Below are 16,756 nucleotides of genomic sequence, written 5' to 3' on the forward strand. Positions count from 1 at the left end.
GCCAGCGACAATGCCTACCTAAGGAGCAATCCAATGGAGGTATGATATGGCGACGTCCACCGAACGTGCAGTCCTTGCCGGCGGCTGTTTCTGGGGCATGCAGGATTTGATCCGGCGCTATCCCGGCGTGATCTCTACCCGCGTCGGCTATAGCGGTGGCGATGTGCCCAACGCCACGTATCGCAACCACGGCAGCCATGCCGAAGCCATCGAGATCGTTTTCGATCCGGCCAGGATCAGCTTTCGCACATTGCTCGAATCCTTTTTCCAGATCCACGATCCGACCACCAGGAACCGCCAGGGCAACGATGTCGGAATGAGCTATCGCTCGGCGATCTTCTACACCAGCGACGAGCAGAAGCGCGTCGCCGAAGACACCATCGCCGATGTCGATGCCTCTGGACTGTGGCCGGGCAAGGTCGTCACCGAGCTTGCGCCGGTGGGCGATTTCTGGGAGGCGGAGCCAGAGCATCAGGACTATCTCGAGAAATACCCCAACGGCTATACCTGCCACTTTGTCAGGCCGGGCTGGAAGCTTCCGGTCCGCGAAAAGGCTGTTTCGTAACGCAGCCGCTATCGTCTGCTTATCTGGCGGTCGAACTATTCTTCCGCGCGATCGGTATGCCGGCCGCCTTGTTGAGGTGGCCGTGCTCGGGCTGCCCATAGATGAACGCGCCGTGGACGGGTTTGCCGTCGACCTCAGAGCCTGAGAACGCGACGGCCTCGATCTTCTTTGTTCCGGTCAGGCTCTGGTTTCGAAGATAGGCGAAGGTTCGCACCGCTTCTCCGACAATTCGATCGAGAAACGGTTTTGGCCGCCTCCCGGGCCGTCGCACGAGGCTTGGAAAGCGCTCTCGTCCCGAAACAAAATGGTGCTGTGCGCAAAGCGCCGGCATGATCTGATAGATTCGGTTGAGCGAGCAGGTCATGAATCCTGGGTGAAAAAGAACGAAGTCGACCTCTCCTCTCAGATGCATGGTCCTGCGCAGCAATCTTTGCGCTGCCGATCTGGAGATGACATAGCCTGCGGCGCCCGCGTGCAGGCCATAAAGTCTGGCAAGCGAAAACCCATCATCGAGAGCGACTTCCTTGCGTCCGACCCTCACTTTGGCAAAACGCGTTTCCAGCTTGATCACATCGGCATCGCGCGGCACCCATCGATCGGAAGCAAGCAGCGAGCCGGCGCCCGCGCCGAAAACGACGTCGTCCTCGAAAACCGCTCCATATTGATCCGCGCCGTTCGCAACGATCTCCCAACACGAGCGGTGGCTCAGGAAACAGCAAACCTCAGCAGCGCTTAGCGGGCTTTTGGCGACAGAGCAGCAATCGGGGCAATCGATGGCGGAGACACGCTCAAATGGTACTCCGATCCGGCCGAACTCGGACGCGACATGCGCCAGCCGATCGCGAGAATGATCAAGATTGATCACCAGACACCTCATCAGCGCCCCCTTGTCCGGTGATCAGTGAATATCACGTTCCCGTGATTGCACAAAATTTGCTTACGTGCGGGGCAGTGGGTAGCGGCGTACGGTGCCGCCGATTGGTTTTGGAGGTTGGGTGGACATTGACGGCGTCCCCCGCGTGGCGCGAGCCTTTACCGTGCGCGCCTAGACGAGTCGCCCTAGAAGCCGAAGAATTGCCGACCGATCATGTATCCGAGCGCGACGACCACAAGGGGAAACAGGGCGGGCGTCAGCCGACCAAGAGCGGAGGTCTTTGGCTGTTGCCTGGAGATGGTCCTGGGTGCATTGCCGAGATTCTTGGTCATCCGGTATAGTAGCAAGCGCTGATTAACGATTCCGTAACCCGATCGAGGCCGCCGCGGCTTTTTGCGTATCTGGCGCGACCTTGACAATGCCCAGCCCGTGACGCAACTGGGCCGTCTTTGAGAGCATTGTGAGGCAAGGTCAATGCGGGTGACGCTCGTTTTGAAGGGCGTAATACCCTGCCGAGGTTACGGTGGGATTCAGCGTCAGGTCGAATGGCTGGCCACGGAGATGGTTCGTCTCGGACACGAAGTCGTGGTGATCGCTGGCCCTGGCTCCAGCCACCCGCTCTTCGAAGTCCGGCACGCTTCGACCGATGCCGAATGCCGGGCAGCCATTCCGCGCGACACGCAAATCGTCCACACCCATAGTTGGCCCGTCGAGGTGCCATTTCCAACGCTGAATACGCAGCGCGGCTTTATGCCGGACCAGCCCATGCCAGTTGCGAACTGGAGCTTTATCAGCGCCAATCATGCCCGCCAGCATGGGCGCGAGACATTCGTCTACAATGGCTTTCCGGTGGACGCCTATCGTTTGTCGGCTGCAAAGGGCGACCGCCTGCTATTTCTCGCCGGCATTGCACGATCAAGCAAAGGCCTCAACCGCGCCGTGGATCTCGCCAAAAAATTCGATTTCGGTCTCGATATCGCCGGTGGCTCGCGTTGGAAACTGCTGGGCCGAAGTCAGACCCGCCGCGAAGGGTTGTTTTTCAAGAGCCTTGGCAGGCGATACCGTTTCCACGGAATCGTTGACGGCGAGCCGAAGCTTCGCCTTCTCGGCGAAGCGCGAGCCTTCCTCAACCCCATCGCCTGGGAGGAGCCATTCGGCAACGCACCGGTCGAAGCCATGTTGTGCGGCACTCCGGTGCTGACGACGACGCGAGGCGCATTGCCCGAGACGGTCGATGCCGACAGCGGGCGCTTCTTTGAGACCGATGAAGAATTTGCGGCCGCTTTCGAGGCCGTCGCCGACCTTACGCCTCAGCAATGCCGCGAATCGGCCGCGACGAGATTTCCCATCCAAAAAGCGGCGCGGGGCTATCTGGATCTCTATGCCCGCATCCTTGACGGCGAAGCGCTTCCTTGACGACCGGCGATCCAATCCTCTTCGTCGGCTTCCCCGCGGTCGGCGACTTCGTCCGTTGCCATTCCGCCATCCAGATCATTGCCGCGCGATTTCCTGATCGCCCCATAGATGTCGTCACCTCGCCCGTTGCAGCGCCGCTGGCGCGCCTGATGCCGCATGTCAGGAAGGGCTGGGCGCTTGCCAAGCGTCATCAGCGCCCCGGTTTTGGCGAGCGCAGCCGCCTGGTTGGCGAGTTGCGCAAGGAAAATTACCGTACGGCCTATCTGATGACCAGCAGCACCAAGGCGGCGCTGATGGCGTTCATGGCCGGAATAGAGGAGCGCATCGGCTATCCGCAGGAGTTGCAATTCGGCCTCCTCAATCGCTTCCCCGCCGGCTGGTTGGCCCATCTATGGGCCTTCGGACCCCGCAAGACGCGGCTGTTCGAGGAAGTCTGCTCGATTGCCTCGCTTGGCGAAAAGCCGGCTGCGGGCGCAGAGTGGCCGGCGCCCCGGCTTGTGGTCGATCCGGCCGAACTGGACGAATGGCGCCAGCACAAGAAGATCGATGCCGACCGACCGGCACTGGCGCTCTATACTGCCGACATTGAGAATTTCCGCTCATGGCCCGTCGAGCGCTTCATTTCGATCGCCAGAGACCATCATGATCGCGGCTGGGCAATCTGGATTGTAGGCGGACCGCGCGAGCACGCCGGTGCCGCAAAAATCCGCGCCGCCATTCCTGAGGCAATCGACTTCACCTCGACCCCGTCGATTGCTGACGCGATGTGCCAAATCGCTGCGTCGACCATGTTCCTCGGGGTTGATGGCGGGATTTCCCACGCCGCCGCTGCCCTGAACGTCCCATGCGCGCTCATCTACGGGCTGAATCGCCCCTATGTGCATGGGCCCGTAAACAACCATGTTCGCTTTATCGAACCGCCGCTTTCGACGCCCAGCTGGGTCAAGGACACGCGCGGCGTCAGCGAAACTCGGGTGAGGGAGGTTCTGGCTGACCTCTCAGCCGGTATCGCCAACTGACCAATGGTCTCGCCGGCCCCAGGCGTCTGGTTAAAAACGCCCCGGGGGGGCAACCGTCGCCGCGTTTCGGTTACCCCTTGGCCCTGCGGTTTTCGGGCTCGTGATTGCCGACCCAATGTGCACGGATGCGGTCGCTGGCTTCAAGGTAGGCCATGTCGATGAGGTAGGTCAGAAGCTTCTCGCCGTCGGCTTCGGCTTTCTGCCGAAGCTCCCGCAGCATCCCTTGCGCGAACTGCAGGTTCTCCATTTTGCTCGGCTGGTCCATTGGTGCCCCCCAATGTCTGCGCATGAACTTTGCGCTGACTATGCTTGCATGAAGATTGCCGTGAAGTGGATATTGCACGTGCGGACCGCGATCCTGCGAAGGCGCTGGCTGCATGAAAGCCGCCCCATCCGGCTTCAAGATTCGCTACACTATGTGACGGAAAGAAAATAAACAAAGCGTTCTTTTGTACAAGACAGGAAGATTCCTTCAGTTCACACCACGAGATACTTGGACAGCATAGTTGACGTAACGATATTGCGTGGTCTTAAGCTCTCGTTTCCAAACAAAACGTAGCATCGTTGCAACCACAAGACGAATTCCAGCTGACCGGGGCCGCTCCGTAGTCAATCGCCGGTTACAAACGGCATGGGTCTCAGCCCAGGGCTTTGGCCAACCCATCGTTCCACGGCAGCGCAGGCCGGATGATCTACCGCCCGCCTTGGATTGACGCCAAGGCGGGCTTTTTGCGTTTGGCTTCTGCCGGGTGAAATGTTGTCGGACCCGGTCCTGTCGGCATCGGGCGGTTTCGAGAATGAATTTCCTGCCTGCCGACTGTCTGCGCCGTTCGCGCTAGGCCGACTTGCGTTGCGGCAAGCTAGACGGCGTCTCGACACCTTCAGAAATCGGTTCGGCTGTCCGGTTTGTCGGCTCGTCATCGACCCGGTCGTGCTCGAATTGCCGGGCGGCAGGCAAGCGTTGCAACCAGTGCTCACGGCGGTTGACCCAGAGTTCATAGCTGGGCTCCAGCCCTTCGGTGGGCACCTCATCGAGGCTGCCAATCGTCACTTCCACCTCATTCTCACGAACCAAAGGGACCCGGCCGCCGCAGGTGGGACAAAAACTTCTGTCGCCGTAGCTGCTGACGATACCCGTCGTTTCGAACGCCTCGAGCGGCCACACTGCAAACGCCGAAAAAGCCGACCCGCTAGCCTTGCGGCAGTCCTTGCAATGGCAAAGGCCAATCCGAAAGGGATCTCCCGTCACCGAAAACTGGATGCCGCCGCACAGGCAGCTGCCGCTCCGCCTTGTATCATTGGGCATGACCGCTCCTCCATCTGGTTGGGCATCACACCGCTACATCTTGCAGCGCCATGCGCACAATCAATTCACGCGCGGCGCAAGGGTTCCATGTCGCCTCGCGCAATGCATCGTCTGAACCCGGGAGCGCCATGGCAACGACCGCCGCAAGGCTGCTGGATATGTCAGTTCGGGAAATCGAACACCGGTTCCCGGCACCAATAGACACGGCACTGGCGATCACGTGTCGGAACGGAGGCAGCGACCGGCACCTCCGGCCAGTCGCACCCGTTGCCGTATTGGCTGACATAGCGATCGTAAGTATTCCGGCCGGTCGTCAACACCGCCGAGTGATGGCTCTGGATCAGGCGCTGCGTCTCCTCGCAGGTCATCGAACGCGTGTCGGGTCGGGCGTAGGCCGTGCTTGTTGCTGCAAACAAGGCCGTTCCAATGATCCATGCGATTGTTTGGGATGTCATGGCGATCCTTATCCTAAAATACGGCCAGGTATTTCAACAGCGAAATGATGCCGATAATGATGACAACGATCTGCGCGATCTGCCTCGTGCGGCCATCGAGCGGCAGACGCTGGATGAGATAGAGCACCAGGATGATCACCAGGAAAGTGATTAGAATGCCGATAAGTACCGATGAAGCCATGTCCCTCACTCCGTCTGGCTACGTCTGAGAGAGTACGCAGCGGCAAACGCTCTGGCCCTTGATTGGTTCCTGTCGATGCGAAGCCATCGGCGCAGCGTAAAGGCCGCGAAACAACGTTCCGCAGCCTTTGAAGCTGGATGCCGATCAGGGCCTGTTTGCCGCAATGGTTGTCGTTTGCCATCGGCGACACAGTCCCAGGCAACTTGTTGCTGGCGTCAGGCGGGGCTAACGGGAGAACCGCCTCGGGTTGACGAGCTTCCGACAAAGACGGCCTGAGTTGCGCTTCGTTGTCGACATTTGCGCGAGCCCTGAGATCCGGCGCCGCCCGGCGGGTGATCGCCTTTTCGCAGGAGAACAATTGCCGTCCCAAGGGGACGACGGGAACCGAAACCTCGCACGTGCATCTCAGCTACCGCGGAACGGGCAAATCGAGCAGGTGGGGAATTTGGGGTAGGGAAATACGTCATTCAACATGCGGGGATTGGAATCCCAGGTGTCGGGCCCGCCAGTTTGTTGGGAGCGTTGCCCGTTGCAGCCTACACCATCGACACACGGGGCCGCATCACGTTCTACAACGAGGCCGCCGAACCTGAGTGGGACGACGCGCCGCGGTTTTGGCTCCGTCGTGCTCAAGCGGGTTGCGCCACAAGCGCTTAGCGGCACCGGACAACTGGAATTTGGGGACAAGGCGTCGTCTGGACGCTCAAGCGCCGCCGAGTTCGGTCCAAATCTCTCTCGCGGATTTTGTCGATTGAAAGAGAGGGTCGCGCTTAGGACAATCCCAGCAGGGGAGCGGTTTGGCCGCCTGTGGTGTCGGAATTGCCGATGCCAGACAGTTCGTGCTTATCGTCGGCAAGCGAAGTCAATCTCCCCGCCTCGACGGAGGTCAGTCCGTCCAATTCCATCACCGCGCCGTAGAGTTGGGCCGTCTGCATCACAAGCCGCTCGACGTCTTCAAGGGCGACGTTCTCGTCCAGGTTACGCAATCGTATCTCCTCGGCAACCACCGCAATATTGACCATTCCGCGCGAGCGCAGCGCGCCCAGGACCCGTGAATTGAGATCCTCCCGTAGCCGAGCCGAATATCCGTAGCGCATGGAAACCTTCCTTTCAGGAGCCGGTTGTCCCGTCGTGATCAAGATGCGCCAACGACCTTCAGATGGCAAGAAGAATATAAAATATTCTCAAGTAAACCAAGTAGTTAGCAGACTGCGAGGGTTGTGCTATCGGCGTGTCTTCCTCATCGTTGGTCTTGTATGTGAGTCACCCATCAGCCTCTCTTGACGCGCTGCACGGGGACCCCTAGCTATACTGCAATTGAGACACAAACTAACTCACCATATTTTTGGTCTTGACGGTTGGAGGCGCGAATGGCCGAGCTGGAACGACCCGAGCGACTGCAGATCATGCTGACAGCCGAGGAATTGGCTGCCTTGGAAAACTGGCGCTTCGAAAAGCGCATGCCAAGCCGGTCCGCGGCAGTGCGGGAACTGCTGCGGCGCGGCCTGGATGCGGATGGATTCCTGACTGCGGGACAAGGAACAAAGTCTCAGGACTTTGGAATTCTGGGCAGCAGTGTGACTGGCGACGGCCAGTCGGGCGAGTAATCCGACGGCGGTTAGCTAACAATCGCTTTTCTGAAGTGCCGCTACCAATTTATTGCAGTGGCGGAAACGCAAAGCGGGTCGGCTCTCGGCAGGGTACTGGCTCTCAGCAGGGTACTCTTGGCGTGTGGTTGCAAAGCCCGCTCCGGTCCGCCGGAGCGGGCTTTTTGCGTTTTCCCGACAGGAAATAGTCGCGATCGCTTTCAGATACGCTCAAGGTTCTCTTCGCACTCCATGCACGCGACGCTGTGACCGGGGCAACTGAGCTGGTGTGTTCCTCCGGGGCAGCAATGGCCGTTCGAGCTCGCCCACCGGGCACAGACAAACACCTTGCGGGTTCCGTGGCATTGTGGACATTCCATCGGGCGGGCCAGCAGAGCCTCGTTCTCCGAGACACGGCATTCCCTCTCAAGAACCTGGACCATCTGAAACCCCAAGGCCGAAATATGGCTAAGCTATCCATACCCGGAAAGCCTAAATTAGAATTTAATTACATAAGCCACGAGCCTACCGAGGGGGAAGTTTCGCGGATGGCAATCTCAGGCCACCGGCAGTCCGCCGCGCGTGTCTCGTTCCCAATTTCGGCCGTCTCAAGGTCAAGCTCCGGTTGCTCCCGGCATCGGTCGACCCGCGATTTTGCCCACCGATTTTCGCATTCGGATCGTTATAGGCTTTCGCTTTGCTGGAGCGGCGTTAAAGCTGCCCGGCAAATGCCTGGGCGGGAACAGTCCGTTCCTGCGTCGGTTCGTTTGGACAAGGATGTCTGCCAATGACATTGATGGGCGCAGCGGCACTTTTGATCCTTGTCCTGACTTATGCCGGCGTCGCAATCGGGCGTATTCCAGGCCTCCGTCTCGACCGGGCAGGGATCGCCTTGCTGGGGGGGGCGGCGATGATCGCCATCGGCGCACTCAGTATGGAAGATGCCTATCGCGCCATCAATTTCGACACCATTACGCTGCTGCTCGGCATGATGATCGTGGTGGCGCATCTGAAGGTGTCGGGCGCCTTCCGGGCGCTTGGCGCCTACGCTATCGAGCATGCGCACGCGCCTTTCGTGCTGCTGGTGATGGTGACGCTGTTGACCGGCGTGTTGTCGGCGTTCCTGGTCAACGACGCCATCTGCCTGGTCATGGCGCCGATCGTCGTCCACGTCACCCGTGTCATCAATCGCAATCCCATTCCCTATCTGATCGCCACCGCCACCGCGTCCAACTGCGGCAGCGTCGCCACCATCACCGGCAACCCGCAGAACATGGTCATCGGCGCGCTGTCGGGAATTTCCTACCCAGCCTTTTCGGCCGCCCTGGCGCCGGTTGCCCTCTTCGGCCTCGTCGCGGTCATCGTAATCGTGCGCATCGTCTACCGCGCCGAATTCGCCCGCACCGCCGATCTCAACCCGGAGGTCTATCGCGGCCGCATGCTGCCGGGACAGGTGCTGAAGGCGGTGGTTGTCTGCATCGGCCTGGCCATCGCCTTCTTCGCCGGCGTTCCGGTTGCCAAGGCAGCGCTCATCGGCGGCGCCATCCTGTTGCTCACCCGCGCCATCAAGCCGGCACGCATCTACCGCGAGATCGACGGCCCGCTGCTGTTCATGTTCGCCGGCCTGTTCATCGTTGTCGCCGGCGCCGAAAAGACGCTGCTGACGCCCGACATCATCGCCTCGGCCAAGAACCTCGGGCTGGACGACGTCTGGCGCCTATCGGGCCTCGCCGCGGTGCTCTCCAACATCATGAGCAATGTTCCGGCCGTGCTGGCGCTGCGGCCATTCATACCCGGCCTTGAAAATCCGGGGCGTGCCTGGCTGGTGGTGGCGATGAGCTCGACGCTGGCCGGCAACTTCACCTTGCTTGGCTCGGTCGCCAACCTGATCGTCGCCGAACAGGCGCGGGCGGCCGGCACGCAGCTGTCCTTCTCAGCCTTCTTCAAGGTCGGCCTGCCACTGACGCTGCTCACCCTTGCCGTCGGCACGGCATGGCTGGCGGGTGGATTCTAGAGCAACTCCACGAAAAATGTGAAGCGGTTCTCCGTCCGGAATTGCGTCAAAACAAAGAGATAGCGTGTTTCGCCGTCTCCACTAAACGGTGAACGCTCTAGCGGATAGTCGCCGATCCTGACCTTGCCCGAACCAGCGTTGCAGCGGCCTGTCCGGCGGCCTCGACATAGTCGGGGTTGCGGTGGATCAGCATGATCGAGAACGCGCCGTCCATCAAAAGCACGATTTCGCGCGCCAGGGTCCGCGGCTCGTCGACGCCGTGGCCTGTGAGTTCGCCGGCCAGCCAGGTCTCGAAATTCTGCTTATGCCGCGCCCCCGCTTTAACGGCGGGGTGTCCGGGCATGGAAGCGAGTTCGGCTGCCGTGCGCAGGAAGCCGCAGCCTCTCCATTTCGGGTGCTTCGCCACGCGCGCCAGATTGGTGAAAATCGCCTCGACCTTGCGCTCGACATCGCCTTCGGCCATCTCGAACCAGCCGGCCATCTGCTTGAGGTTCGGCTGGTCGCGACCGTCGAGATAGGCCGCGATCAAATCGTCCTTGCTCTTGAAATGATAGTAGAGCGTGCGCTTGGTCAGCCCGGCTTTTTCCGCCACTGCATCGACGCTGACGCGGCCGATCCCCTCGGCATAGAACAGCTTCGTTGCGGCATCGACAATGCGTTTGCGGGTAGGGCTTGGTGCTTCGCTCATACGCAAGTATACCGACTAGTGAATATACATACAACCGAAAGCCTGATCCTCTCCGTCGACAAACACAGGGAAGGAAAAGACATGACCGAGCTTGTGCTCACCGAGGCCCGCAACGGGATCGCCATCCTCACACTTAATCGGCCGGAGAAGCTCAACGCCTTGAACTATGCGCTGATTGATCGCCTGCTTGCGCTCCTCGATGCCGCCGAGACCGACGATGCCATCCGCGCCGTCATCCTCACTGGAGCAGGAGAGCGCGCCTTCTCCGCCGGCGGCGACATCCATGAATTCTCAGGCAGCGTGGCCATCGGCGTCGACGTTGCCCTGCGCGACTTCGTCATGCGCGGACAGCGGCTGACGGCAAGGCTGGAGGCATTCCGCAAGCCCGTCATCGCCGCCGTCAACGGCATCGCCTTCGGCGGCGGCTGCGAGATCACCGAAGCCGTGCCGCTCGCTATCGCCAGCGACCGCGCCTTGTTCGCCAAGCCTGAGATCAACCTTGCAATGCCGCCTGCTTTCGGCGGCACGCAGCGGCTTCCGAGACTGGCAGGGCGCAAGCGGGCGCTCGAGCTGCTGTTGACCGGCGATTGGTTCCCGCCGCCGCGCGCCCTCGAACTCGGCCTCGTCAATCAGGTGGTGCCGCATGAGGAGCTGATGCCCGCCGCAATTGATCTCGCCCGGCGCATGACCAGGCATTCTCCTGCAGCAATTGCCTCGATCCTCACAGCAGTGGCGCGCGGCCTGAACCAGAGCATCGCGGATGGCTTGGCTGTCGAGGCCGAGCAGTTCGCCCGCATGGCTCCGACCGCCGATCTGCGCGAAGGGCTGGATGCCTGGATCGCACGCCGCCAGCCGGGCTGTCACGGCTCGTGGACGCACATCACCCGGCCGGATGAAGCCAGGCGAGCCTCAACGCAGCAGGACGGGCTTGCGGACCGGGATCAAGGCGCCGTCACGGCCACATGACCTTTCATGTTGGGGTGGAAGCGGCAGAAATATTCGACCGCTTCCGCCTTCCGCAGGGTCAGGCTCGCTGTTGCCTTCGGCGGGATCATCACTTCCCAGCCACCCTTGACGGTAGCCGTATGTGCGAACACGTCCTTGTTCACCCACTTGATCGTGTCGCCGACCTTCGCCTCGACGGTGGCCGGCGAAAAGACAAGCTTGTCGATGGTGACCTGGATGGTTTCGGCCTGCACGGGTGAGGTCCCGAAGACCAGCGCCAGTGCAATCCATAGCAGCCGTTTTGACATGGCCTGGTCCTTACTTCAGCATACCTGCAACATGCTCGGCGTGCTGTTCATGGCCCCGGAAAATCTTCAGGCCGGTCTGCAGCAGGCTCTTCAACTCGGCATTGCTGGCCGATGGGATCGAAAGGGTTTCAAGCGCGCCGTCGACCTGTTTGTGGTAGGCGATCTCGTTGTCGACATAGGCTTTGTCAAAGGCTGCGCCGTCGAGTTTGGCGAGCTTCGCCCGCTCCTCGGCCGCAGCCTTGGTCAGCGCCTGGCTGGTTGCGTTGTCTTCCGGCGTCACCTTCAGCTTCTTTACCAGTTCCAGTGCCTGCGCGTTGACCGCTTCGTGGTCGCGCACCATGTCGTTGGCGAAATCCACGACCTCCTTGGTCTTCGATTTCTTGATCGCCTGCTTGGCGGCTTCCACATCGATGACGCCTGCCGTGTAGGCGATGTGGGCGATCTGCGGGTCCGTCGGCTTGTCGGCGGCTTGCGCGAGCGGGGCAGCGCCAAGCAGCAGCAAGGCAGCGAGGGCGGCGGTGTGTCGGGTAACCATGGCATCTCCTTCGCCCGGACGCAGGATCGCGCCGGGCCGTGTTTTTCAGTTGACGGTCATTGGATGCGCAGCGGCGGCAAACGTTCCCGGGGAAATCGGCCAAATCAGCCGATGATCAGCTCTCCAGGCCGAGCCGCTGCATGACGGCGCTGGTCAGCCTGTCGCAGCGCCGGCCGGCAAACGGGAAGGCGTCGAGCAGCACCGGCCCGATCTGGTCGTCGAGTGCCTTGCGTACCAGGGCGCGGGCGCGGTGTAGCCTTGTCTTGACGGTTTCCGGCCGCACGCCAAGCAGCTCGGCGGTCTCCTCGATACTGAGCCCCTCGATAACCCGCGCCACGAACACCGTCCGATAAACATCGGGTAGGCTGTCGGTCGCCCGTTCCACCAACTCGAGGATCTGCCGCTGCGCCATCGTCCGCTCCGGGTCGTCGCTGGGATTGAGGGGGAACTGGATGATTTCGGCTTGCGGGTTTTTCGCCACCGTCCGCCACCTTTTGCGCAGACGACCGAGCGCCTCGTTGATGACGATGCGCGACAGCCAGGTGGCCAATGAGGACTCCCCGCGAAAGGCATCGAGATGGGCAAAGGCTCTGACATAGGCCTCCTGGACGATGTCCTCGGCTTCGGCATCGTTGCGCACCACCCCGCGAGCGATGCGATAGAGCCGCTGATTATGGGTCTTCATGATGATGCAGAAGGCGTTGCCTTCGCGTGCCAGCGCGCGGCGCACGAGAAGCATCTCGCTTGAAGCAGCCGTGGGCATTGGTACAGACATAGCAGGCATGGCCAGTTCCTCGATCCAATCCCCGTCCGAAACCTCGATCAAGACATTGGATGACACCGCCGGCAAAAGGTTCCCGGCCATTTTCGCCCGGCTCCGACGGCGCCTAGAATACTGCTTCCGCCAGCGGCTTGTCAGCAGCCTGCGCTCGTGCCGTTGCCGCAAGCAGGTCGGTCTGCGTGATCAGGCCAAGGATGCGGCTGTCCCCGTCCACGATGATGACTGCATGGGTGCGGCCGTCGGTGAGCACCGGTAGCAGGGCCATGGCGGGCGTACCGGCGGCGGCGGTCGACGCTGTCGACGTAACGCTTCCGACGGCTTCGTCGGCTCGCGCCAATTCCCTCAATCCAACGGTGCCGACCAGTCTGGCGTCCTTGTCTACAACCGGCAGCGTGCGGATATTGTGGTCGAGCAGCAGATGACGCGCCCGATCGGCGGACGCGTGTTCATCGACCGAAATCACGTCGCACGACATGATGTCCTCGCACAACATGGTTCGGTGTGCGCGCATCGTCGCTTGCAGTTCGACCTGTCGCAGCAGTTGTTCGAGATCGTTGCGGTCGATGTCGAAGGTCTCGTCGAGCGCAGCCAGCGCGGCATCGATGTCCTCGGCCCGGAAGCCGATGCGCTCCTGAGCCGGCGGATCGATGGTTCCGTGCGTGCTTTTCGGGGCAGGGGCCGGCACATGCGGGTAGCTGCGTCGCGACAGCCTGTGGAAAGCATAGCCGAGCGCGACCAGCATCATGGAGTTCAGCGCCACCGGCACGAACGGAAACAGGAAGCCGGCACCGATCACGGCCGGCCCGCCGAGCACGGCGGTCAGTGCGGCGGCTCCGCCCGGCGGATGCAGGCAGCGTGAGAACGACATGGCGGCGATCGCCATCGCCACGGCAATGCCCGTGGCGAGAACGGGCTGATGGACGAAATGGGCCACGATCACGCCGACCAGCGCCGATATTGTATTGCCGCCGATGATCGACCATGGCTGCGCCAGCGGGCTTGCAGGCACCGCAAACAGCAGCACCGCCGAAGCCCCCATCGGCGCCACCAGCAGCGGCACATGCGGGCCGTTGCCAAGCACCAGCGCGCCGATCGCGCCGGTCAGCGCAATGCCGATCATCGCCCCGATGCAGGCGATGAGGCGCTCGCGCAGCGTCGCGCCGGCGAGAATGGGGACAAAGAGACGAAAGGCCATGGTAAGCTCAGTCCGGCTGGAATTGTGGGCGCAGCGCCTGCAATGGCGTTGGGCCGACGATTTTGAAAGTCAAACCGATCCGAAAAAGCGCGCGTTGGGGAAATAACATTGCGCTTGGTCTACCCATGAGCGGCTTTGCGACGTCGATCGTCCTACGAAAGTCGCTCGCCAATCCTTTCAACGGGTTAAGCGGGCTAGCGGAATCAGCTTCGCAAGTTTGCTGGTGTCATGCCGCAGCGGCCGCTTCCAGCCCGCGCAGGATATCGGCCTTGAGGTCCTCGACATCCTCGAGCCCGATCTGCAGCCGGATCAGCGGGCCGTCATAGGGGCCCTTGGCGACGGTACGGTCGCCGAGGAAGACCGGCACGGCAAGGCTCTCATAGCCGCCCCAGGAATAGCCGAGACCGAAGATTTTCAAGGCATCGAGGAAGGCATGCTGCTGTCTCTGGCCGCCGCCTTTGAGCACGATGGAAAAGATGCCGCTCGAGCCGGAAAAATCACGCTTCCACACCGCGTGGTCGGGGTGGCTGGGGAGCGCCGGGTGCAGCACGCGGGCCACGCCGGGCTGGCCTTCAAGCCAGACGGCAATGGCAAGCGCGCTCTTTTGATGGTGATCCAGCCGAACGCCCATCGTGCGCAGGCCGCGCAGGACTTGATAGACGTCGTCGGGGCCGGCGCAGCAGCCCATCGTGTAGAACGTCTCGCAAAGCTGCTTCCAGCAGTTGGCATTGGCAGACACTGTGCCCAGCAGCACGTCCGAATGCCCGGCCGGATATTTCGTCGCCGCATGGATCGAGATATCGACGCCGTGGTCGAGCGGACGGAAATAGAGCGGCGTTGCCCAGGTGTTGTCCATCATGACGATGGCGCCCGTTTCATGCGCCGCCTTGGCGATCGCCGGAACGTCCTGCACCTCGAAGGTGTTGGAGGCCGGTGATTCCGTAAACACGACTTTGGTGTTCGGCTTGATCAAGCTGGCGATGCCGGCGCCGGCATGCGGATCGTAATACTCGACCTCGACACCCAGCCGCTTCAGCATCGTGTCGGCGAAATTGCGGGTCGGATGGTAAACGGAATCGACAATCAGGATGTGATCGCCTGCCGAGAGAAACGCCAGCAACGGAACGGTCACCGCCGCCAGGCCCGACGGCACGATTATGGTGCCGGCGGAGCCTTCCAGCGCGTCGATCGCATGCGCCAACGCATCGGTGGTCGGCGTGCCGCGTGTGCCATAGGTGTATTTCTGGCTGCGCGCCGCCATCGCCGACGCATTGGGATAGAGCACGGTCGAGGCATGCACGATCGGCGGATTGACGAAGCCGAAATAGTCGTGCGGATTGTTGCCCGAATGGGCAAGCCGCGTGTTGATACCCATCTCGTTGCAGTCAGTCGCCATTGCTCTTCGCCTCGTGGTGAAAGCGCTAGCCATAGAGCGGCGGCATTGGCCGTGCAACAGCGGGCGCCCGCCACGCGGTGCCCTTTGCATAGGCCAATTCCCCCATGAATAGTCTGGAACGCGTGGCAATCCAGAGCCGCGGATTTCATGAGTGGATGTGGATTAGCGTCGACGGACTTTGCCGTTTTTATTTGCGGGGCTTGCTGCTTTCCTGAGGGTGTTGTCCGCAATTCAGGCATTTGCGGCAATTGGTTTTCAAAGCTGTCGTGAAACGGTCATTTCCCTTGACCTCACAGAGATAATCGCCTTCGATGCAGTTCGTGAATGGGAGGGGCCGGGCGTCGATTACGACGCGAGGTTCCGGAATGAGCCGGATGGGAGCCGGGTTCACGCGGGAAAAGATCAGGATTTGCCTGAGGATCAGGGTTTACCTGAAAACAGAAAAGGGTCTGTGGGTTATGAAACATATTGCAATTGGCATTCTCGGTGCCGCTGCGCTTGGATGGATGGCTTCGGCCGCGTCGGCGACAACGCTCGATACCGTCAAGGCGAAGGGCTTCATCCAGTGCGGTGTCTCGACGGGCCTGGCCGGCTTCTCGGCGCCTGACGACAAAGGCGATTGGAAAGGCATCGACGCGGATTTCTGCCGCGCTGTCGCTGGCGCAGTCTTCGGCGATGCCTCCAAGGTCAAGTTCACGCCGCTCAGCGCCAAGGAGCGCTTCACCGCGTTGCAGTCGGGCGAGATCGATCTCCTGTCGCGCAACACCACATGGACCATCAATCGCGATACCGCGCTTGGCCTGAACTTCATCGGCGTCACCTATTATGACGGCCAGGGTTTCATGATCAACGCCAAGAAACTGCCTGGCGTCAATTCGGCGCTGCAGCTTTCAGGTGCGGCAGTCTGCGTGCAGAGCGGCACCACCACCGAGCTCAACCTCGCCGATTACTTCAAGGCGAACAAGATGGAGTACAACCCGGTCGTCTTCGAAAAGCTGGAAGAGGTCAACGCTGCCTATGACGCCGGCCGCTGCGACGTCTACACCACCGACCAATCCGGCCTCTATGGCATCCGCCTGACGCTGAGTGCGCCGGCCGACCATGTCGTGCTGCCCGAGATCATCTCCAAAGAGCCGCTCGGCCCCGCCGTACGCCAGGGGGACGACCAGTGGTACCACATCGTCAAGTGGACCTACTTCGCCCTGTTGCAGGCAGAGGAACTGGGCATCACCCAGGCCAATGTCGAAGAGATGAAGACCTCGGATAATCCGGAGATCAAGCGCGTGCTCGGTCAGGAAGCCGAAACCAAGATCGGAACCGACCTTGGCGTGAGCAATGACTGGGTCGTCAACATCGTCAAGGCAGTCGGCAATTACGGTGAGATGTTCGAGCGCAATGTCGGCACCGGCAGCCCGCTGAAGATCGCGCGCGGCATCAATGCGCTGTGGACCAAGGGCGGCCTGCAATACGCACCGCCGATCCGCTGATCGAA

The 16,756-nt window shown here is 61.2% G+C and carries 19 protein-coding genes; 7 read left to right on the forward strand and 12 right to left on the reverse strand.

Annotation, left to right across the window (positions count from 1 at the left end; genetic code table 11):
* The first annotated feature begins 46 nt into the window (after positions 1-46).
* The gene (msrA, locus tag X726_RS147880; protein ID WP_023671461.1) at positions 47-565 is read left to right on the forward strand and encodes a peptide-methionine (S)-S-oxide reductase MsrA; all 519 of its coding nucleotides are present in this window, start codon (positions 47-49) and stop codon (positions 563-565) included.
* A gap of 19 nt (positions 566-584) precedes the next feature.
* Here the strand turns inward: msrA and X726_RS147875 are convergent, their stop codons facing one another.
* Positions 585-1,430: a glycosyltransferase family 25 protein gene (locus tag X726_RS147875; RefSeq protein ID WP_198037354.1), complete on the reverse strand. Its 846-nt coding sequence runs from the start codon at positions 1,428-1,430 to the stop codon at positions 585-587.
* A 483-nt stretch (positions 1,431-1,913) separates the two neighbouring features.
* Between X726_RS147875 and X726_RS147870 the strand changes: the two genes are divergently transcribed.
* Together X726_RS147870 and waaF are read left to right on the forward strand one after the other, a co-directional pair.
* Complete coding sequence (locus X726_RS147870; protein WP_023808296.1) at positions 1,914-2,855, forward strand: glycosyltransferase; 942 nt, start codon at positions 1,914-1,916, stop codon at positions 2,853-2,855.
* The gene (gene waaF / locus X726_RS147865) at positions 2,852-3,874 is read left to right on the forward strand and encodes a lipopolysaccharide heptosyltransferase II (RefSeq protein ID WP_023671465.1); all 1,023 of its coding nucleotides are present in this window, start codon (positions 2,852-2,854) and stop codon (positions 3,872-3,874) included. Before X726_RS147870 ends, waaF begins: the two co-directional genes overlap by 4 nt.
* 70 nt (positions 3,875-3,944) lie before the next feature.
* Here waaF and X726_RS147860 read toward each other — a convergent pair whose 3' ends face one another.
* The 5 genes from X726_RS147860 to X726_RS01000000167165 form a co-directional block, all read right to left on the reverse strand.
* Positions 3,945-4,139 (reverse strand): hypothetical protein, encoded by a 195-nt coding sequence (locus X726_RS147860; protein ID WP_023671466.1) that lies wholly within the window; start codon positions 4,137-4,139, stop codon positions 3,945-3,947.
* A gap of 570 nt (positions 4,140-4,709) precedes the next feature.
* Positions 4,710-5,180, reverse strand: a complete 471-nt coding sequence (locus X726_RS0135715; RefSeq protein ID WP_050588562.1) for a GFA family protein — start codon at positions 5,178-5,180, stop codon at positions 4,710-4,712.
* A 161-nt stretch (positions 5,181-5,341) separates the two neighbouring features.
* Positions 5,342-5,635, reverse strand: a complete 294-nt coding sequence (locus tag X726_RS147855; protein WP_023671468.1) for a hypothetical protein — start codon at positions 5,633-5,635, stop codon at positions 5,342-5,344.
* A 13-nt stretch (positions 5,636-5,648) separates the two neighbouring features.
* Positions 5,649-5,816 carry a Thivi_2564 family membrane protein gene (locus X726_RS1000000169340; RefSeq protein ID WP_023671469.1) on the reverse strand — a complete coding sequence of 56 codons (168 nt, stop codon included), beginning with the start codon at positions 5,814-5,816 and terminating at the stop codon, positions 5,649-5,651.
* A 770-nt stretch (positions 5,817-6,586) separates the two neighbouring features.
* The gene (locus X726_RS01000000167165; protein WP_050588563.1) at positions 6,587-6,913 is read right to left on the reverse strand and encodes a hypothetical protein; all 327 of its coding nucleotides are present in this window, start codon (positions 6,911-6,913) and stop codon (positions 6,587-6,589) included.
* Between the two features lie 273 nt (positions 6,914-7,186).
* On the opposite strand from X726_RS01000000167165, the gene X726_RS147850 reads away from it, so the two are divergent.
* Together X726_RS147850 and X726_RS147845 are read left to right on the forward strand one after the other, a co-directional pair.
* A complete protein-coding gene (locus X726_RS147850) occupies positions 7,187-7,423 on the forward strand; it encodes a hypothetical protein (RefSeq protein ID WP_023671471.1) in 237 nt (78 codons plus the stop codon).
* Positions 7,424-8,189: 766 nt separating this feature from the next.
* Entirely contained in the window at positions 8,190-9,416 is a 1,227-nt protein-coding gene (locus X726_RS147845) for an anion transporter (RefSeq protein ID WP_031215144.1), read from the forward strand.
* Positions 9,417-9,513: 97 nt separating this feature from the next.
* Here the strand turns inward: X726_RS147845 and X726_RS147840 are convergent, their stop codons facing one another.
* Positions 9,514-10,104 (reverse strand): TetR/AcrR family transcriptional regulator, encoded by a 591-nt coding sequence (locus tag X726_RS147840; RefSeq protein ID WP_023671473.1) that lies wholly within the window; start codon positions 10,102-10,104, stop codon positions 9,514-9,516.
* An 81-nt stretch (positions 10,105-10,185) separates the two neighbouring features.
* Between X726_RS147840 and X726_RS147835 the strand changes: the two genes are divergently transcribed.
* The gene (locus X726_RS147835; RefSeq protein WP_031215146.1) at positions 10,186-11,070 is read left to right on the forward strand and encodes a crotonase/enoyl-CoA hydratase family protein; all 885 of its coding nucleotides are present in this window, start codon (positions 10,186-10,188) and stop codon (positions 11,068-11,070) included.
* On the opposite strand, the gene X726_RS147830 is transcribed toward X726_RS147835, so the two are convergent.
* The 5 genes from X726_RS147830 to X726_RS147810 form a co-directional block, all read right to left on the reverse strand.
* Positions 11,046-11,357, reverse strand: coding sequence for a cupredoxin family copper-binding protein (locus tag X726_RS147830; protein WP_023671475.1), 312 nt, complete (start codon positions 11,355-11,357; stop codon positions 11,046-11,048). The genes X726_RS147835 and X726_RS147830 overlap by 25 nt on opposite strands.
* A gap of 10 nt (positions 11,358-11,367) precedes the next feature.
* Complete coding sequence (locus tag X726_RS147825; protein ID WP_023671476.1) at positions 11,368-11,892, reverse strand: DUF4142 domain-containing protein; 525 nt, start codon at positions 11,890-11,892, stop codon at positions 11,368-11,370.
* Positions 11,893-12,007: 115 nt separating this feature from the next.
* Positions 12,008-12,676 (reverse strand): RNA polymerase sigma factor, encoded by a 669-nt coding sequence (locus X726_RS147820; protein WP_031215148.1) that lies wholly within the window; start codon positions 12,674-12,676, stop codon positions 12,008-12,010.
* Between the two features lie 103 nt (positions 12,677-12,779).
* A complete protein-coding gene (locus X726_RS147815; protein ID WP_023671478.1) occupies positions 12,780-13,868 on the reverse strand; it encodes an HPP family protein in 1,089 nt (362 codons plus the stop codon).
* A 226-nt stretch (positions 13,869-14,094) separates the two neighbouring features.
* The gene (locus X726_RS147810; protein ID WP_023671479.1) at positions 14,095-15,264 is read right to left on the reverse strand and encodes a cystathionine beta-lyase; all 1,170 of its coding nucleotides are present in this window, start codon (positions 15,262-15,264) and stop codon (positions 14,095-14,097) included.
* Positions 15,265-15,722: 458 nt separating this feature from the next.
* On the opposite strand from X726_RS147810, the gene X726_RS147805 reads away from it, so the two are divergent.
* Positions 15,723-16,751 (forward strand): amino acid ABC transporter substrate-binding protein, encoded by a 1,029-nt coding sequence (locus X726_RS147805; RefSeq protein ID WP_023671480.1) that lies wholly within the window; start codon positions 15,723-15,725, stop codon positions 16,749-16,751.
* Positions 16,752-16,756 lie beyond the last annotated feature (5 nt).

Source organism: Mesorhizobium sp. LSJC285A00 (genome assembly GCF_000503155.1).
Classification (GTDB): Bacteria; Pseudomonadota; Alphaproteobacteria; order Rhizobiales; family Rhizobiaceae; genus Mesorhizobium.